Annotated in this window: 16 protein-coding genes, 1 pseudogene and 1 riboswitch; of the genes and pseudogenes, 15 read left to right on the forward strand and 2 right to left on the reverse strand. The window is 29.8% G+C overall.

The window, feature by feature from the left end:
• The 3 genes from QZ286_RS07325 to QZ286_RS07335 all read left to right on the forward strand — a co-directional run.
• On the forward strand, positions 1 to 496 hold a 496-nt coding region (locus QZ286_RS07325), incomplete at its 5' end, for a hypothetical protein (protein WP_291256307.1).
• An 11-nt stretch (positions 497 to 507) separates the two neighbouring features.
• Entirely contained in the window at positions 508 to 822 is a 315-nt protein-coding gene (locus QZ286_RS07330; RefSeq protein WP_291256308.1) for a hypothetical protein, read from the forward strand.
• Positions 823 to 897: 75 nt separating this feature from the next.
• The gene (locus tag QZ286_RS07335; protein ID WP_291256309.1) at positions 898 to 1,020 is read left to right on the forward strand and encodes a sugar diacid recognition domain-containing protein; all 123 of its coding nucleotides are present in this window, start codon (positions 898 to 900) and stop codon (positions 1,018 to 1,020) included.
• A gap of 374 nt (positions 1,021 to 1,394) precedes the next feature.
• Here QZ286_RS07335 and QZ286_RS10310 read toward each other — a convergent pair.
• A pseudogene (locus QZ286_RS10310) lies at positions 1,395 to 1,619 on the reverse strand (transposase); the annotation flags it as partial.
• A gap of 214 nt (positions 1,620 to 1,833) precedes the next feature.
• On the opposite strand from QZ286_RS10310, the gene QZ286_RS07340 reads away from it, so the two are divergent.
• The 10 genes from QZ286_RS07340 (at position 1,834) to QZ286_RS07385 (ending at position 15,404) form a co-directional block, all read left to right on the forward strand.
• On the forward strand, positions 1,834 to 2,619 hold the full coding sequence (locus QZ286_RS07340) for a TrmB family transcriptional regulator (RefSeq protein WP_291256310.1): 786 nt from the start codon (positions 1,834 to 1,836) through the stop codon (positions 2,617 to 2,619).
• Between the two features lie 8 nt (positions 2,620 to 2,627).
• Positions 2,628 to 4,136, forward strand: coding sequence for a 4-alpha-glucanotransferase (gene malQ, locus QZ286_RS07345; RefSeq protein WP_291256311.1), 1,509 nt, complete (start codon positions 2,628 to 2,630; stop codon positions 4,134 to 4,136).
• Positions 4,137 to 4,158: 22 nt separating this feature from the next.
• Complete coding sequence (locus QZ286_RS07350) at positions 4,159 to 6,540, forward strand: glycogen/starch/alpha-glucan phosphorylase (RefSeq protein ID WP_291256312.1); 2,382 nt, start codon at positions 4,159 to 4,161, stop codon at positions 6,538 to 6,540.
• An 18-nt stretch (positions 6,541 to 6,558) separates the two neighbouring features.
• Entirely contained in the window at positions 6,559 to 8,421 is a 1,863-nt protein-coding gene (glgB, locus tag QZ286_RS07355; RefSeq protein ID WP_291256313.1) for a 1,4-alpha-glucan branching protein GlgB, read from the forward strand.
• A gap of 55 nt (positions 8,422 to 8,476) precedes the next feature.
• Positions 8,477 to 9,619: a glucose-1-phosphate adenylyltransferase gene (locus tag QZ286_RS07360; protein WP_291256314.1), complete on the forward strand. Its 1,143-nt coding sequence runs from the start codon at positions 8,477 to 8,479 to the stop codon at positions 9,617 to 9,619.
• Positions 9,620 to 9,641: 22 nt separating this feature from the next.
• Positions 9,642 to 10,805: a glucose-1-phosphate adenylyltransferase subunit GlgD gene (gene glgD, locus QZ286_RS07365; RefSeq protein ID WP_291256315.1), complete on the forward strand. Its 1,164-nt coding sequence runs from the start codon at positions 9,642 to 9,644 to the stop codon at positions 10,803 to 10,805.
• Positions 10,806 to 10,819: 14 nt separating this feature from the next.
• Positions 10,820 to 12,202: a glycogen synthase gene (locus QZ286_RS07370; RefSeq protein ID WP_291256316.1), complete on the forward strand. Its 1,383-nt coding sequence runs from the start codon at positions 10,820 to 10,822 to the stop codon at positions 12,200 to 12,202.
• Between the two features lie 97 nt (positions 12,203 to 12,299).
• A riboswitch (cobalamin riboswitch) is annotated at positions 12,300 to 12,473 on the forward strand.
• A gap of 85 nt (positions 12,474 to 12,558) precedes the next feature.
• On the forward strand, positions 12,559 to 13,608 hold the full coding sequence (locus QZ286_RS07375; protein ID WP_291256317.1) for an ABC transporter substrate-binding protein: 1,050 nt from the start codon (positions 12,559 to 12,561) through the stop codon (positions 13,606 to 13,608).
• 43 nt (positions 13,609 to 13,651) lie between these two features.
• Positions 13,652 to 14,647: an iron ABC transporter permease gene (locus QZ286_RS07380; RefSeq protein ID WP_291256318.1), complete on the forward strand. Its 996-nt coding sequence runs from the start codon at positions 13,652 to 13,654 to the stop codon at positions 14,645 to 14,647.
• A gap of 4 nt (positions 14,648 to 14,651) precedes the next feature.
• Complete coding sequence (locus tag QZ286_RS07385) at positions 14,652 to 15,404, forward strand: ABC transporter ATP-binding protein (RefSeq protein ID WP_291256319.1); 753 nt, start codon at positions 14,652 to 14,654, stop codon at positions 15,402 to 15,404.
• A 109-nt stretch (positions 15,405 to 15,513) separates the two neighbouring features.
• On the opposite strand, the gene QZ286_RS07390 is transcribed toward QZ286_RS07385, so the two are convergent.
• Positions 15,514 to 17,460: an alpha-amylase family glycosyl hydrolase gene (locus tag QZ286_RS07390; protein WP_291256320.1), complete on the reverse strand. Its 1,947-nt coding sequence runs from the start codon at positions 17,458 to 17,460 to the stop codon at positions 15,514 to 15,516.
• A 130-nt stretch (positions 17,461 to 17,590) separates the two neighbouring features.
• On the opposite strand from QZ286_RS07390, the gene QZ286_RS07395 reads away from it, so the two are divergent.
• Entirely contained in the window at positions 17,591 to 18,049 is a 459-nt protein-coding gene (locus tag QZ286_RS07395; RefSeq protein WP_291256321.1) for a CAP domain-containing protein, read from the forward strand.
• Positions 18,050 to 18,129: 80 nt separating this feature from the next.
• A complete protein-coding gene (locus QZ286_RS07400; protein ID WP_291256322.1) occupies positions 18,130 to 18,450 on the forward strand; it encodes an HU family DNA-binding protein in 321 nt (106 codons plus the stop codon).
• The last annotated feature ends 88 nt before the right edge of the window (positions 18,451 to 18,538 follow it).

An 18,538-nucleotide genomic window follows, 5' to 3' on the forward strand; every position in this document is an offset into this window, starting at 1 on the left:
AACAGTGGCAACTGGAGGAACGGCAGCGATAGCTATAACGGTTTTATTTGGAGCAAATACAATTGTTTCAAATAGCTATAGTATTTATTTAGACTATAACGACAGAGATGATGAAATGGATTTAGATACGCTTTACAATAATCCTTTAAAATTTTCTATGGGAGTTTTTTTTGAAAAAGTTGTTGATAACAAAAGCATAGGACACACTATATATTATGGAGCAGAGATATTTTTAGGAACAAAAGGACTTAGAGAATTAGCAAAAGGATTTAAAATAAAGAGTGTTTTAAAAAGTAGAAAAATATCTTTAGAACACCCAGTTTTAGGAAAGCTTCAAGGAAAAGAACAGGTAATAGCTATAGAAAAATTATTATTTGAGGGATATCAATTTGCTGATGGAATTAATGGGGTACATTCTAATTATAAAGGATTTAATAATTCGATAGAAGAAATGAAGTCTAAAAATAAAGTTCAAGGTCCTTTTAATGTAAATTAAGGCGGGGAAGTATGAGGAAAAAATTTAATTTAAAAAAATGGATATTTAATTATTTAATATATGGATATTTAGTTAATATTATTATTGTGGGTGTAACAAATTATTTTCTTAAAGATTATTTAATTAATAAGAGAGAGTTTTTTGGAAGTTTCATTACTTGTATAGTTGTAATGCCATTAAGTTTGGGTTTTAAAAATTTATATTATGAGTATAAAGAGATATGGAAGACAGCCGAACTCGACAGGAAGATATTTATAATTTTAGGAATAATTTTTGTAGTTTATGGAGTTTATTATAGGGCGAAAATGAGTGGAACCTTTAAGTAAGGTTATAGAAGTTTTGGTGGGAAATGATTATTCCCACCAATTTTAGTATGAGGAAATTTAGGGGAGTGTGATTGTGTGGAGATAGCAAAAGAGTTGGCAGAAAGCATAGTTAAAGAGATGAAAAAAGTTATAGAAAAAGATCTGAATTTTATCAATTCAGAGGGGATAATAGTGGCTAGTACTGATAAAAAAGGGTGAATATCTACCACTTTTTCATTTTGTGAGATAAAATCTCTAAAAGAACGACAGTATACTCGTTTATGTGCCAATTTCAAAGAGTCATAAAGGAATAGTTTCCATTCTTTCTTATATTTTTATAAATTGATGGCTCTTTTACTGTGAACTACTCACCACTTATAGAAGTGGGAGCTTCTTGGGAAGTAGTTGCTTTTGTTAGCCAACTATATTTACCAAGCTCTATGGCTAGTTCCTAGCCCGAATATATAATAATTTGCATTTTGTTTATCAATGCTTTTATGTTTTGTAATAACAAAACTATACTGTGAATATTTTACAAGGCAACAGTTTACTTGCCTTAACCTTATATATTCAGTTACTAATGTCCTTTGGTATTAGTATATCATAAAATTACAAATTAGGCAATTCATCGCACCACCTATAGAGGTGGGCGACTTCTTGCCTATTTGGTTAAAACTATTCATTGTTTTAATTCTGGTTTTATTTAAAGCTCTATTAATTAATTGAACTATATGAAATCTATCAATAACTATTTTGGTGTTAGAAAAATAATTTTCACTCAAAGTCATATATGGAGAATATATATCAATTGTTATATATTCAACTTTTTTCTATTATATTAGAGATAAGACAAAGTTCATAGAAAACTATTTATGGATAAAAAAGTGGAGAGTTGATTCTCCATTTTTTTATCTTATAAAAAGATAAAATGTTTTATTAAATAATTTAAAGTATTGAAATGAGACGATAAAAGTTGTATAATACCTTTATAGGGTGGTAGTTTGAAATTGAACTACTATTGTGGAGGGAAAAGTGGAAAAAATAATAGAAAAATTAAAAAGTATAGGATTTTCTAAGACAGAGGCACTTATTTATACAACATTGTTAACTATAGGGAGAGCAAGTGGGTATAAGTTAGCAAAGGAGTTGGAACTATCAAAATCTACAATATATCAGATGTTAGATACAATGTGTAAAAATGGATATATACTTTTAATTCCTAATACAAGTAAGGAGTATGAAGCAAAGGATCCTGAATTACTTTTAGAAGAGATGGAAAAAAAGTATATGGGTACATTTAAAAATTTAAAGAGTGATTTAAAAAATCTCGATAAAACTGTAAAAACAGAGTATTTTTATAAATTAGATAAGAGAGAGAATATAGATAGAGCCTTGGTTGATATTATAGAGAAAAGTGAGAGCGAGATCTATATCAATACAGATTTCAACTTACAAAGTTTAAGAGAAAATTTGGAAAGAGCTATAGAAAGAGGAGTTCGGATAATACTTTTTAGTTTTAATGAAATAGATAATTTAGGTTTAGATATAGAGGTATATCATAAGGGGCAAGAAAAGGAGAGCTATAAAAATTCAAGTAGATTAATGTTGGTAGCAGACTTAAAGAGAAGCTTGATAGTAACTCGAATAGGAGAGAAATTTAGTGGTATTTGTACTGATAATGAGATCTTTATAAAGATAATATCTGAGCATATACATAGTGATATATATATGGCTAAACTATCTAAAGTTTATGAAGAGATATTTGATGATAAGATAAAAATAGATACACTTCATGAAAGAAGAAATCTAATAAAATAGGAGGAGCAATGTTTGAGAGAAGTAGTGGGATCTTGATGCATATTTCATCACTACCAAGTGAGTATGGGATAGGGGATCTTGGAAAAAAAGCTTATGAATTTGTAGATTTTTTAAATGAAAGTGGTCAAAAGCTGTGGCAGATTTTACCATTGGGACCAACAGGCTATGGAGATTCTCCATATCAATCTTATTCAGCATTTGCTGGGAACTATTTATTTATAGATTTAGAGGAGTTTGTCAATAAAAGTTATATAGATAATAGTGAGTTGGATGGTTTAAGAAAGGTAAATTATGATGATAATTTAGATTATGAGCAGGTTAAATTTCAAAAAGATATAGTATTAGAAAAAATTTTCCCTAAATTTATAGAAAATTTAGCCAGTGATGAAAAGTTGAAAAAGGAGTATAGTGAATTTAAGAAAAAAAATAAATTCTGGTTGGAAGACTATGCTTTATATATGACTTTAAAAGAAAAGTTTGATGGTAAACCTTGGCAAAAATGGAGTAAAATTTACAAAAACAGAGTGAAAAGTAAATTTGGTGTAATAAATGAAAAAAGACTTGAATATTATAGTTTTTTGCAATATACTTTTTATAAGCAATGGGGTATATTGAAGAGATATGCCAATGAAAAAGGAGTAAAAATTATAGGAGATATTCCAATTTTTGTTGCAACTGATAGTTCAGATACTTGGAGTAATTCAAAGATATTTCAATTTACAAAATCAAGAGTTCCCAAGTGTGTAGCAGGTTGTCCACCAGATTATTTTAGTAAAACAGGTCAACTATGGGGGAATGTTTTATACGATTGGAAAGAGTTAAAAAAGCAAAAATATAGATGGTGGATAGATAGAGTTAGATTCTGTTTTGAGATATATGATATAGTAAGAATAGATCATTTTAGAGGATTTGATTCTTTTTGGAGTATAAGATATAGAGAGAAGACTGCAATAAAAGGTAGATGGAAAAAGGGACCTGGAATGGATCTGTTTAAAACTATTGAAAAAAGAGTTGGAAAAGTTCAGATCATAGCTGAAGATTTAGGGCTATTAACTCCAAGTGTAAAAAAACTATTGAAAAAAAGTGGCTATCCAGGAATGAAAATATTAGAATTTGCTTTTGATAGTGATGACAGTGACTACTTACCTCATAAATATGAAGAGAACTGTGTAGCATATACAGGAACACATGATAATGATACTATTGTTGGTTGGTATGAGGGGCTAAATGAGTATACAAAATTCAAATGTGATGAGTATTTGAAAGAGTGGCTAGAAAAAAGAGGAAGAAACTATTGGAATCCTATTGAATGGAGAGGAATAGAGACATTGTGGAGTTCAAAGGCAAAATTGGTAATAATACAGATGCAAGATCTATTGGGATTGGGAAGGTCTGCTAGAATGAATATTCCAGCAACAGTTGGAAAAAACTGGAAGTGGAGAGTTCAAGAAAGAGATCTAAGTAATGATTTAAAAGAGAGATTGAAGGAAGTAACAAAAATATTTAATAGATACTAAATAAAACATAAGAGGTAAACAAATGAGAGTAGAAAAAGAGGTATTAAGAAAACAAATTGAAAGAAATTTAAAAGTTAGCTTTGGAAAAAAGTTGAATGAAGCTAAAGATTTTGAGATTTACAGAGCTTTGGGACAGGCTGTAATGGAGAATATTGCTGATAATTGGTATGATACAGAGAGATTGTATGAGCAAGAAAAACAGGCTTTTTATCTATCAGCAGAGTTTTTAATGGGAAGAGCATTGGGAAATAACTTGATAAACCTAGGAATGTTACAAGAGGTAAAAGAGTTATTTGCAGAATTGGGGATAAATTATAATAAAGTAGAGGATGCAGAGGAGGATTCAGCATTAGGTAATGGTGGGTTGGGAAGACTAGCAGCATGCTTTTTAGATTCTTTAGCTACTCTTAATTTACCAGGGAAAGGTTATGGAATAAGATATAGAAACGGGATATTCAATCAGGAGTTTAGAGATGGTTATCAGATAGAGAAACCAGAAACTTGGTTAAAATATGGAGATGTATGGTCAGTTATGAGACCTGATGATGAAGTCATAGTAACATTTGGTGATGGAAGTGTTAGAGCTGTTCCTTATGATATGCCTATAATAGGTTATGGAACTGATAATGTAAATACATTGAGATTGTGGGAAGCTCACTCTTTAGTAGATCTAGATCTAGGAAAATTTAATCAACAGGATTATCTACATGCAACACAACAAAAAACTTTAGCTGAAGATATCTCAAGAGTACTATATCCTAACGATTCTACAGATGAGGGTAAAAAATTGAGATTGAAACAACAGTATTTCTTTGTTTCAGCTTCACTTCAAGATATAGTAAAAAGATATAAAAAAGTTCATGGAAATAATTTTGATAGTTTTTCAGAGTTTACAGCTATTCAATTGAATGATACACACCCAGTAATAGCTATTCCTGAACTTATGAGAATATTTATAGATATAGAGGGAATAAGCTGGGAAAAGGCTTGGAGTATAGTAGAGAAAACTTTTGCCTATACAAACCATACAATATTAGCTGAAGCTTTGGAAAAATGGTGGGTAGGACTATACGAGCAGGTAGTTCCTAGAGTATATCAGATAACTCAAGGGATAGATAATCAATTGAGAGAGTATCTAGAGCAAAAATTCCCAAATGATTATGATAGACAGAATAGAATGAGAATTATAAATGGAAATATGATTCATATGGCTTGGCTTGCAATCTATGGAAGTCATAAGGTAAATGGAGTTGCAGCACTTCATACAGAGATATTAAAAAATAAAGAGTTAAAAGATTGGTATGAACTATATCCAGATAGATTTTTAAATAAAACAAATGGTATAACACAAAGAAGATGGTTATTACAATCAAACTCACAACTTGCTTCATTGATAACTGAGTTGATAGGTGATGCTTGGATAACTGATTTGAGTGAATTAAAAAAACTGGAAGCTTATTTAGATGATGAGAGTGTATTGAAGAGAATATTGGATATAAAACATGAAAAGAAAGTTGAATTAGCAAAATTCTTAAAGGAAACACAAGGAATTGAGATAGATCCTAATTCAATATTTGATGTACAGATAAAGAGACTTCATGAGTATAAGAGACAACTATTAAATATATTCCAAATAATAGGATTATACAATAAATTAAAATTGAATCCAAATATGAACTTTACACCAGTTACATATATATTTGGAGCAAAGGCTGCACCAGGATATTTTGTAGCTAAAGGAATTATAAGATTGATAAATGAAGTAGCACAGATGATAAACAAAGATCCACAAGTAAATTCAAAATTAAAAGTTGTATTTGTAGAAAACTACAGAGTATCTGTAGCTGAAAAATTATTCCCAGCAGCAGATATATCAGAGCAGATTTCCACAGCAGGAAAAGAGGCTTCAGGAACTGGAAATATGAAGTTTATGTTGAATGGAGCTCTAACTCTTGGAACTATGGATGGAGCAAACGTAGAGATAGTAGAGGAAGCAGGAAGAGAAAATAACTACATATTTGGACTTACAGTAAAAGAAGTAGAAGAGATGAGAGCTCAAGGATATGATCCACATGTACCATATAATTGTGTAGAGGGATTGAAAAAAATAGTTGATTCATTGGTAGATGGAACATTTAGTGATTTGGGAAATGGAGTATATGGAACAATACATAGATCTCTTATGGAGACAGCACCTTGGCATCAAGCAGATCAATACTTCGTACTAGAGGATTATGAAGCATATAGAAGAACACAACAACTTATTAATAAAGAATATACTTTCAGAATGGACTGGGCAAGAAAACAATTAAAAAATATAGCAAATGCTGGAAAATTTTCATCTGATAGAACTATAAAAGAGTATGCTGAGGAGATTTGGAATATAACTCCAGTAAAACTATAGAATGAAAGGTGGTCAAAATTGGATAAAGAGTTGGATAGATATCTTTTTCATAAAGGAGAACACAGAGAAGCTTATAAATATATGGGAGCACACTTTGAAGATGGTGGAGTTATTTTTAGAGTGTGGGCTCCAAATGCAAAAAATGTTTCAGTGGTTGGGGATTTCAATGGTTGGAGTGGAGAAGCCCACAAAATGAAAAAAAATAATCCAGAAGGAATTTGGGAACTAAAAATACCTGGATTAAAAAAATTGGATTTGTATAAATTTAAAGTGGAACAATGTGATGGAAATGTTGTATTCAAAGCTGATCCATATGCCTTTTATTCAGAATTAAGACCAAATACAGCCTCTGTATTATATGATATACCAGAATTTAAATGGACAGATAAGAGATGGTTGAATAAGAGAATAACTGGATTAAATAAACCTATGAATATATATGAAGTTCATTTAGGATCTTGGAAGAGAAAGGAAAATGGAGATTGGTTAAACTATATAGAATTAGCTGAAGAGTTATGTGATTACATAAAGGATATGAACTATACTCATATAGAGATAATGCCAATAAATGAGCACCCATTAGATGCCTCTTGGGGATATCAAAGTACAGGATATTACTCTGTAACAAGTCGTTATGGAGTACCTGAAGATTTTATGTATTTTGTAAACTATATGCATAGACACAATATAGGAGTGATATTAGACTGGGTTCCTGGACATTTTTGTAAAGATGAACAAGGACTATATAAATTTGATGGAAGTGCTACCTATGAGTATGCAGATGAGAGAATTGGGGAGAATAAGGAGTGGGGAACTTGTAACTTTGATCTATCGAGATATGAGGTACAAAGTTTCCTTATCTCAAATGTGAATTATTGGTTTAAAGAGTTTCATATAGATGGAATAAGGATAGATGCTGTAGCTAATATGCTATATCTACCTAATATAGAGGGATTGACCAACCAATATGGAGGAAAGGAGAATCTCATAGCTGTAGATTTTTTTAAAAAATTTAATAGTGCCATTCATGAAGATTATCCAAATTGTGTAGTTATGGCAGAGGATTCCACAGCTTGGCCCAATGTAACAAAACATGCAGTTGATGGTGGATTGGGATTTAATAATAAGTGGAATATGGGGTGGATGAATGATACCTTAAAGTATTTTGAAATAGATCCATTATATAGAAAAGATCATCATGGAAAACTGACATTTTCATTTATGTATGCTTTTTCAGAAAACTATGTATTACCACTTTCACATGATGAAGTGGTACATGGAAAGAAGTCTATTGTGAATAAGATGCCCGGTTTTTATGGAGCACAACTTTCAAATGTTAGATCTCTTTATGCTTATCAAATATTTCATCCAGGTAAAAAATTGAATTTTATGGGAAATGACTTTGCTCAAGGTTTAGAGTGGAGATTCTATGATCAATTAGAATGGGAATTATTAGGAAATGAAGCTAATAAAAAGATACAGGATTATTGTAGAGCTCTAAATAAGCTATATTTGAAAGAGGAAGCACTATGGGAAGATAGTTGGGAGACTTTTGAATGGATAGAGCATGAAAACTATAATGGAAATGTGATAGTTTTTTTGAGACAAACTAAGGATAAAAAAGAAAAACTCATAGGTATATTTAATTTTTCAGGAGAGAATAAAGTTTCATATAGAATAGGAGTTCCTGAAGAGAAAATGTATAGAGTAATATTAAATAGTGATGATGAGAGATTTGGTGGAGTAAATTTCAATAAGAGAAAGAGATATAAGGCGGAGAAGAGTGAATGGAATGGAAGACCATACTCAATCCCTTTGGATATAGCATCTAATTCAGTTATATTTTTGAAGGCTGAGGAGAAAAAATCAATAGAGAAGTAAGCAGTATAAGTTAAAAATACCAAAATAAAAACGTAAAGTTATTAGGAGGAGAGGTATGAAGAAGAATATAATAGCTATGCTACTAGCTGGAGGACAAGGAAGTCGTCTAAAAAAACTTACAGAAAAAATAGCAAAACCAGCAGTTTCATTTGGAGGAAAGTATAGAATAATAGATTTTACTTTAAGTAACTGTTCAAACTCTGGAATAGATACAGTAGGAGTATTAACTCAATATGAACCTCATATTTTGAATGAGCATATTGGAAGTGGATCTCCTTGGGACTTGGATAGAATGAATGGAGGAGTTACAGTATTACAACCTCATACTAAAAAGAATGATGGTGGAGGATGGTATAAAGGGACTGCCAATGCAATATATCAAAATATCTCTTTCATAGATAAGTATGAACCTGAGCATGTTCTAATACTATCTGGAGATCATATATACAAGATGGATTATGATAAGATGTTAAAATTCCATATAGAAAAAGATGCAGATGCAACAATTGGTGTTTTTAATGTACCTTTAAAAGATGCACCTAGTTTTGGAATAATGAATACAAATGAGGACTACTCAATCTATGAGTTTGAAGAGAAACCAAAAGAGCCAAAAAGTACACTAGCTTCTATGGGAATATATATATTCAAATGGAGTGTATTGAAAAAATATCTAATTGAAGATGAGCAAGATTCAACTTCAAGTAACGATTTTGGTAAGAATATTATTCCTAATCTATTAAATGATAAGATGAAATTATTTGCTTATCCATTTGAAGGGTATTGGAAAGATGTTGGAACAATAGATAGTTTCTGGGAAGCTCATATGGATCTACTTAAAGAGGATAATGAATTAAATCTATTTGACAAGAGTTGGAAGATAAATACTCGTCAAGGGGTATATCCACCACTATATGTTAGTGATGAAGCAAGAGTAATTAACTCTCTTGTAGAAAAAGGGTGTGAAATAGAGGGAGAAGTAAAAAATTCAATAATTTTCCCAGGTGTAAAAATAGGAAAGAATAGTAAAATCTTTAACTCAGTAATTATGCCAAATACAACTATTGAGGAGAATGTAATAATAAATAAAGCAATTTTAGCTGAAGATGTAGTTATTGAAAAGAACACTGTTGTTGGAGATAATGAGGAGATTGTAGTAATTGGTGCCGGAGAGATAATAAAAAGTAATGCTGTAAAATAGTGATTACAAGGGGAGGAAACAAATGATTAACAACTATATGGCTATAATATTTTTAGATGAAAGTTTAGATAATATAAGATCGCTTACTAAAATGAGACCACTTGCTTCTGTTCCGGCTGGAGGAACATATAGAATAATAGACTTTGCACTTTCAAATTTGGTTAATGCAGGAATAAGAAATGTAGGAATTTTTGCTGGAAACGAGGATTTAAACTCTCTTACTGACCATATTGGTAGAGGAGCAGAGTGGGATTTAGACAGAAAAAAAGATGGAATCTTTATGTTTAAACAGATGGCTGACTCATCATATACAACAAATATAAAGAGAGTAAAGAAAAATATGGAGTATTTCTTCCGTAGTAAGCAAGAAAATGTAGTGGTATTGAGTTCACATATGGTATGTAACTTAGATGTAAAAGACGTTATAAAACATCATGAAGAGAGTGGAAGAGATATCACTCTAGTGTATAAAAAAGTAAACAATGCTAACGAAAGATTTGATAATTGTGACAGTGTAAAAATTGGTGAAAATAATGAAGTTTTAGGAATAGGACAAAATCTTTTCTTTAAAAAAGATGAGAATATCTCTATGGAAGCATTTATTATGAGTAAGGAGCTTCTAATAAAGATGATATGTGACGGTATTCAAGAGGGAGTTTACTATACAGTTAGAGATTTAGTTACTAGAAATATTGGAAGAGTAAGCATAAATGGTTATGAATTTAAAGGATATCTATCTTGTGTAAACTCAACAAAAGAGTATTTTGACTTCAATATGGATCTTTTGAAAAAAGAGGTAAGAGAGGATATATTCATTAAAGAGAGAAGTATATATACTAAGACAAAAGATACTCCACCTTCACTATTCAAAGAGGGAGCAGAGGTAAATAACAGTTTGATAGCCAATGGATGTATTTTAGGTGGTAATGTTAAAAACTCTATCTTGGCAAGAGGAGCAGTTGTAGAGGCAGGAGCAGAGGTAGAAAACTGTATACTATTACAAGATTGTGTTGTAAAATCAGGAGCTGTATTAAAAAATATAATCGTTGATAAAAATAATGTAATAAATTCTAATGAAAAATTAAGTGCTTCTAGAAATTATCCATTAGTAATAGAAAAAAGTATAAAATGGGATGATAAACAGTATAAGAATTTATTAGCTTATTTAGAGGGAGCTAATAAATAAAGAGGAGGAAATAGATGAAAGTACTTTTTGCTACTGGAGAAGCTTGGCCATTTATTAAGACAGGTGGATTAGGAGATGTAGCATATTCACTACCAAAAGCCTTAAAAGAGAAGGGTGTAGATGCAAGGGTTATCCTACCAAAATATGGTCAGATACCAGAAAAATATAGAAATGATATGACATATTTAGGGAATAAGAAGATATGGGCATCACACTATAATGCTTATGTAGGGATAGAGAGTTATGAACTTGATGGAGTGATTTATTATTTTGTAGATAATATGCAGTATTTTTCAAGAGAGAAAATCTATGGTGAAAAGGATGATTGCGAGAGATTTGCATTTTTTACAAAAGCTATAGTTGAAACATTTGATATTACAGGATTTACTCCAGATATTATCCATTGTAATGATTGGCATACTGCTCTTACACCTATATATCTATTGGAAAGAGGACTTAATAATATAAGAACAGTATTTACTATACATAACTTAAGATTCCAAGGATTTTTTCCAAATCAAGAGATAGAGGAGACTTTAGAGATAGATAGAGATAAGTATTATCAAGAGGACGGATTGAAATACTATGATATGATATCTTTTCTAAAGGGTGGAGTGGTATATTCTGACTATGTAACTACAGTTAGTGAAACTTATGCTGAAGAGATAAAAACTCCAGAGTATGGAGAGGGAATTGATGGATTATTCAGAAAATTTGACTATAAGTTATCAGGAATAGTAAATGGAATAGATGGAAATGTATTTAAAATAAATTCAGAATCAAAAGAAGAGATGAAGGCTAAACTGCAAAAAGAGTTGGGGCTAAATATAGATCCGAATGTACCATTAGTGGCTATAATATCAAGGTTAGATAGACAAAAAGGTATTGATATGATTGCTGAAAAATTTGATCAAATGATGGATTTAGGAATACAATTTGTATTGCTAGGAAGTGGAGAGGCTCATTATGAAAATTTCTTTAGATGGAAGGAGAGCCAGTATCCTAAAAGAGTTTGCTCGTATATAGGATTTAATCAACCACTTTCAATAGATGTTTACCAAGGTGCAGATATATTCTTAATGCCGTCTCTATTTGAACCTTGTGGACTTTCTCAAATGATAGCTATGAGATATGAGACTATTCCATTGGTAAGAGAAACAGGTGGATTGAGAGATACTGTAACTCCATACAATGAGTACACTGGTATGGGAGATGGATTTGGATTTAGAGATCCTAATGGAGATACAATGTTAAAAGTATTATCTTATGCATTATCAATCTATAAAGATAAAGATCAATGGAAAAAAATTATGGAAAATGCAAAGGCAAGAGATAATAGTTGGGACACTTCAGCTAAGAAATATATAGGAATATATGAAAATATTCTGAATAAATAATTTATATGTTTCAAACTTAAATAATATAAAAAAGATACAATATATACAAAAAACAAATATTTTATTGACAATTAGTATAAAATTATTTAAAATATTAAGTGATTCTAAGAGATTAGGTGTAAATTTACTTAATAGAGGAAGATGGGTGAGAATCCCACACAGGAAACTGCTGTATGGTGGACGAAATCACAATATGTCACTGGGAAACTGGGAAGGCGTGAGAGTAGGATGAAGCTGAGTCAGAAGACTTACCAATTGTCAATAGATCAAAATATGTGATTATGACTTTCTAGTAAGATAACTCTATTTTACTAGAAAGTTTTTTTATTAAAAAATATAAAGTAAAGGAGAGAATTATGAAAAAAAGAGGTATAGTTTTATTTTTAATGTTTGTTTCATTTTGTATATCAGTTGCTCAACAAGGTTTTGTTTTGGTTGATAATGCTGGAAGAAAAGTGGAATTCACTAAAACTATTGAAAGAGCAGTTGTTGCAAATAGGTATAATTCTGAATTAATTCGTGCTTGTGGAGCAATAGATAAGGTAGTAGCAACAGATATGGGAACAGCTCAGGATAGAAAATACTGGAATAATTTTGCAATAGAAGATGTCATAGGTAAAGATGCTAAAAATTTAAATTATGAAAAAATAATAGAATTAAATCCTGAAGTGGTAATTTTGCCTCAAAATGGTTCTTATCAAGAGGCAGAAGAAAAATTATTACCATTTGGAATAAAAGTTTTTGTTATATCAGGATATGATACAGCCGATTTTGGAAAACAAGTTAAAAATATAGGAAAGATATTTGGAACAGAGGAAAAAGCAGAGGAGTTTTATAATTACTTTAATTCAAAATTAGAATATATAAAAAATAATGTTCCTGAAAATAAAAAGAAAACTCTATATTTAGAAACTGTAAGTACATTATCAACAACAGTACCAGGCGATTATTTTTATAATATGACAGTTTATGCAGGAGCGAAGAATATATTTGAGAAAGATTTTAAAAATATAAAAAAATCTGAGGTAGATCCAGAAGTTATAGTAAGTAAAAATCCAGATGTAATTATAAAATTAGTTACTCCAAAAGTCGCAATGAGTGGAACAGGTGTATATAATGCACCAACTAGAGCAGAATTTTTAGCTAAATATAATGAAATAAAAAATCGTCCAAGTTGGCAAGAGATAAAAGCAATAAAAAATGATAGTGTGTATTTTATGAGCCAATTTGGTCATGGTGGAGCTTCTAAATTAGTAGGTACAATGTTTGTAGCAAAATGGTTGTACCCAGAATTGTTACCTGATTTAAATCCTTATGAAGTTTATTCAACATGGCTAAAAAAATATCAAGGGATAGAAATTACAGATGGACATTTTTATGATATTAAGGAATTATTAAATGAATAGTAGAAATATTTTTGAAGAATATAAAAAAATACAACAAAAAAAAATGAAAAAAATATTATTTATGACTATATTTCTTTTCATAGTGATATTATTTTGTGCTGGACTAGGAGTGACTAATTCTAATATCTTTCAGGTTATGATAATTTTAAAAAAAATATTATTTAAAAGTTTTGAATTAACTGCAATGGAAAAAATAATATTGAATTTGAGATTGCCTAGAATAATATTAGCAGTACTGGTAGGAATTGGATTAGCAGGTGCTGGAACGATTATGCAAGGAATAACTAGGAATTCACTAGTAAGTCCTTTTACAATAGGAATATCAAGTTCAGCTAGTTTTGGAGCTTCTATTGCTATAGTTTATGGATGGAGCTTATTTGGAACAACTCAATTAGGAGTAGTTACAAATGCTTTTATATTTGCATTATTATGTACATTATTAGTATTTATAATATCTAATAAAATGCAATTAAGTTCTCAATCATTAATACTTTCAGGGATTGCATTAAACTATTTTTTTCAAGCTTTATCGACAAGTGTACAATTTTTATCAGATGATGTAACTTTAGCAAAAATTGTCCATTGGACTTTTGGAAGTGTAAATGGAGCTAGTTGGAAAGAAGTAAAAGTTGTAGCATTAGTGATATTACCTTGTCTATTAATTTTATATTATTATAATCGAGAATTGAGTATTATATCAGTAAATGATGATGATGTTATAGTTACTATGGGGATAGATGTAAAAAAAATAAGAATATTAGTTAGTATTTGTTCCTCTTTGATTACAGCTACGATTATAAGTTTTACAGGTGTTATTGGATTTGTTGGATTAGTAGCTCCACATATTGCACGATTGAGTGTAGGAAATGATTATAGGTATTTGCTTTTAGCTTCGTTACTGATAGGAGGACTACTTGTTTTAATATCAGATACAATAGGTAGAATAATTTTTAGTCCTGTAATATTACCAGTTGGAATTGTAATATCTTTCTTAGGAGTACCAATATTTTTAAAACAAATTTTAAGTAAGAAGGAGTAGTGTTTTGGGTTTAAAATTAGATAGATTAACTTTGAAGTATAGAGAAAAAGTTATTTTACAAGATATTAGTTTAGATATAAAAAAAGGAGATGTTGTAGCTATTTTAGGACCAAATGGTGTTGGAAAAACTACTCTTTTAAAGGGAATTTTATCTTTAATTAATAGTGATGGAAATTGTTATTTAGATGAAGTCAATTTAAAAAAATGTTCATTAGTAGAAAGAGCAAAATATTTGGCATATGTACCACAGTCTACAAATATAAATTTTTCTATAACAGTTATAGATTATATTTGTATGGGAAAAGTAGGAAATGAAAGGGAAGATAAGATAGAAATATTAAAGAAGGCAAATGAACTAATAAAAGTATTGGAATTAGAAAGATTAGCACTTAAAGATATATTTAAATTATCTGGAGGAGAAAGACAAAAAGTAATGATAGCCAAAGCTATAATCCAAGATACAAAAGTTATTGTCTTAGATGAACCTACAAGTAATTTAGATATAAAATCACAAAAAAAAGTTTTAGAATTTTTAAAATTAATAGCTAGTGAAAAAGATTTAATAATAATTATGAGTATTCATGATTTAGGACTAGCTAATAAATATTGTAATAAATTTTTATTTTTAAAGGATAAAAAAATATTTGCATATGGTAATAATAGCGAGGTATTAACTAAAGAAAATATTGAGGTTATATACGAAACAGATATTGAGATTATACAGCATAAAGGTAGAAAAAAAATATTAATAGTTTAAAGTGTAATAAAGATTACTTTTTAAATTTTAAATAAAATATAGAATAACTAGAAAAATACAAAAAGAAGTTGATTAATTAGTAGACTAATTGATTCAACTTCTTTTTTAACTATTTAGAGATTAAAATAATAGAACTTCTTGCTTTTACAGAGTAAGATAGCTTATCAATTGGAGTTTCAGAAAAATTAAAGCTATTATTTTCAGAAGTATTTATTAATTTATACCATTTTTTATCCTCTTCAAGGGGTGGAAGTTCAAACTCTAAATCGTCATAGTATGAATTAAGAGCGATGTAAAATCTAGTATTAGCCTCATAATCCATCAATTCAAAGGCAGTGCTTAAAGAGTGATATGAGAAATCTGGAGAATTTAATTTGACACCATGAAGAGTAATATCATTTCTACCATCCTCTTCACACTCCCAGTATGAATTTTTTCTAAAAATAGAGTATGTTTTTCTAATTTTTATCATCTGTTTTACAAATTCATAAAGATCTTCAAACTCTTTTTTTCTATCCCAATCAAACCAAGTTAGAGTGTTATCTTGACAATAGGCGTTATTATTTCCTTTTTGTGTTCTTCCACACTCATCACCCATCAAAAACATAGGAACTCCTTGAGAGATCATTAGAATTAGAAAAAAGTTTTTTATCAATTTTTTCCGAAGGGCTATAATATCTAAATTATCTGTTTCTCCCTCTTCTCCCCAGTTATATGAATTATTAAAATTTTCTCCATCTTGGTTATTTTCACCATTATCAAAATTATGTTTAGTATTATAACTAACTAAATCATACAGGGTAAATCCATCGTGACAGCTTATAAAGTTGATACTACTATATGGGGAACGATTATCTCTTTTGAAAATATCAGGGCTACCAAAGATTCTTTTTAAAAGTTCAGGAATTTGTCCAAAATCTCCTTTTATAAATCTACGAATAACATCTCTATATTTCCCATTCCATTCGCTCCAATCAGTTGGCATATCCCCAACATAGTAACCACCTAAATCCCAACTTTCAGAGATCAATTTACAGTGAGAAAGGATAGGATCTTGTATTATTTCATTTAATACAGAGTGTCCTCCCCATTGTCCATTTTCATCTCTTCCAAGAATAGGAGCTAAGTCAAATCTAAATCCATCAACTCCAATATCAAGATACCAATATTTTAGGGAGTTAAGAATAATATCCTTACTCATTATATTATTACAGTTAAATGTATTTCCACAACCAGAGTAGTTTTTATACTCAATTCCATCCTTTTCTAACATATAAAATCCAGAGTTATTCATAGCTTTGAAGTTATAGACCCAGCCATCGTTACCACTTTCAGCAGTATGGTTATAGACTACATCTAGAATAACTTCAATTCCATTTTTATGAAGTTCATTAACAAGCTCTTTAATCTCAATAACCTCATTAAAATTTGAGTTAGAATCTTCTGAAGCAAATTTTTTAGTAGGAGCAAAGAAACCAATAGGATTGTATCCCCAAACATTTTCTAAAAGTTCGTTATTAGCATTATATCTTCCTGTGTATTCATCCCATTCAAATACAGGTAAAAACTCGACAGCAGTGATACCCAATTCTTTCAGATATGGAATTTTCTCTACAAATCCCTTATATTGGCCAGGAAATTCAACCAAAGAGTTATTGTTTTGTGTAAATAATTTGATATGAACTTCATAGATTATAGTATCATTTAGAGGGGTATTGAGATGTCTAACCTTAAAAAGATCCTTCTTTACAGCAATAGCTCTCTTTTTATTTTTAGTATAAGATAGGGCATATGGATCTAGTAGGTCCAAAGCATCATCTATATCCCAAGAGTAAATAACACCCTCTTTTCCTTCTCTTAAAAAAATATGCCAAATATCCCCTGTTTTATTTAATTTTTCATCTAATTTTAAAACAATAGCTGGTGTAGTATCATCAGCTGAATCAAAGATATTCAATACTATATTTTTCTTATTTTTACAATAAATCCCAAAGTTAATACCTGTGTCAAGAACATTTGCCCCTAATACAGGAAAACCAAAATCAACACTAAACATAAACTCTCCTTAAATAAATCGTATTCTGTAGCTAAATTATATAATGAGGAAAATTAAAAGTCAAACAAAGAAAGAGTAGAAAAAAATAAAAAAAATGTTAAAATATATATAGATTAAGGAGGTAAAAATAGTGAAAAGATTAATTTCTATTATTTTGGTATTACTTGTGTATATAGTACCAATTAAAGGTGAAGATTACCAAGATATAATTTTAAAAAAGACAAATAAGGCTAGGGTAGAAAAACATCTAAAGCCTTTGAAAATGGATAGCAAATTAAATAAAATAGCTATGGAAAAAGCCAAGGATATGGCAAAAAATCAGGAGTTATCACATAATAGCCCAAAGTTTGGAACAACGTTTAATTTGATGAAGAAAAAAGGGATAAAATACAGTGCTGCCGGTGAGAATATTGCTCGTTGGCATAGTACTCCAGAGTTTGTAGTAGAGAGATGGCTAAAATCTAAGGGTCACAGAAAAAACATTTTAAATCCAGAGTATACTCAAATAGGAATTGGAAGAGCTAAAGACAAAAATGGAAAGAACTATTGGGTACAGGTTTTTATAAAAGAAAAAGTTAAAAAAAATTAAGAAAAACTATTGTTTTTATTGGAAAAACGTGCTATTTTAATAGTAAGGGCAACTAAATAAATAATTGGGAGTGATTTCAAATGACAAAGAAAGAGTTTGTAGAATTATTTGGAACTAAAGCAGAGTTAAAAACAAAGTTAGAAGCAGAGAAATTAACAAAGGTATTTTTGGAAACACTTGAAGAAGTATTAGTTAAAGGAGAGAGCATTTCTTTTATAGGATTTGGAAAGTTTGAAGCATCAGAGAGAGCAGAAAGAACTTGTATAAATCCACAGACTAAAAAACCTATGAAGGTTGCTGCAAGAAAAGTTGCAAAATTTAAACCTGGTAAGAACTTATTAGAAAAAATGAATCCAGTAGTTGAGAAAAAAGCAGCAAAAGGAAAAAGAAAAGCTAAATAAAAAAAGTATAGATATTCATATATAAAAGGTGCTAATTTTTATCAGCACCTTTTATTATTTGTATATAAAAAATATATTGTCTATTAAA

Source organism: Fusobacterium sp. (assembly GCF_019012925.1).
In the GTDB taxonomy this organism is placed as follows: domain Bacteria; phylum Fusobacteriota; class Fusobacteriia; order Fusobacteriales; family Fusobacteriaceae; genus Fusobacterium_A.

Bases quoted from the DNA above. Each gene is read 5' to 3' on its own strand.
- QZ286_RS07330 (WP_291256308.1), top strand. From the start codon at position 508: ATGAGGAAAAAATTTAATTTAAAAAAATGGATATTTAATTATTTAATA.
- malQ (WP_291256311.1), top strand. From the start codon at position 2,628: ATGTTTGAGAGAAGTAGTGGGATCTTGATGCATATTTCATCACTACCA.
- QZ286_RS07350 (WP_291256312.1), top strand. From the start codon at position 4,159: ATGAGAGTAGAAAAAGAGGTATTAAGAAAACAAATTGAAAGAAATTTA.
- QZ286_RS07360 (WP_291256314.1), top strand. From the start codon at position 8,477: ATGAAGAAGAATATAATAGCTATGCTACTAGCTGGAGGACAAGGAAGT.
- glgD (WP_291256315.1), top strand. From the start codon at position 9,642: ATGATTAACAACTATATGGCTATAATATTTTTAGATGAAAGTTTAGAT.
- QZ286_RS07370 (WP_291256316.1), top strand. From the start codon at position 10,820: ATGAAAGTACTTTTTGCTACTGGAGAAGCTTGGCCATTTATTAAGACA.
- QZ286_RS07375 (WP_291256317.1), top strand. From the start codon at position 12,559: ATGAAAAAAAGAGGTATAGTTTTATTTTTAATGTTTGTTTCATTTTGT.
- QZ286_RS07380 (WP_291256318.1), top strand. From the start codon at position 13,652: ATGAAAAAAATATTATTTATGACTATATTTCTTTTCATAGTGATATTA.
- QZ286_RS07390 (WP_291256320.1), bottom strand. From the start codon at position 17,460: ATGTTTAGTGTTGATTTTGGTTTTCCTGTATTAGGGGCAAATGTTCTT.
- QZ286_RS07400 (WP_291256322.1), top strand. From the start codon at position 18,130: ATGACAAAGAAAGAGTTTGTAGAATTATTTGGAACTAAAGCAGAGTTA.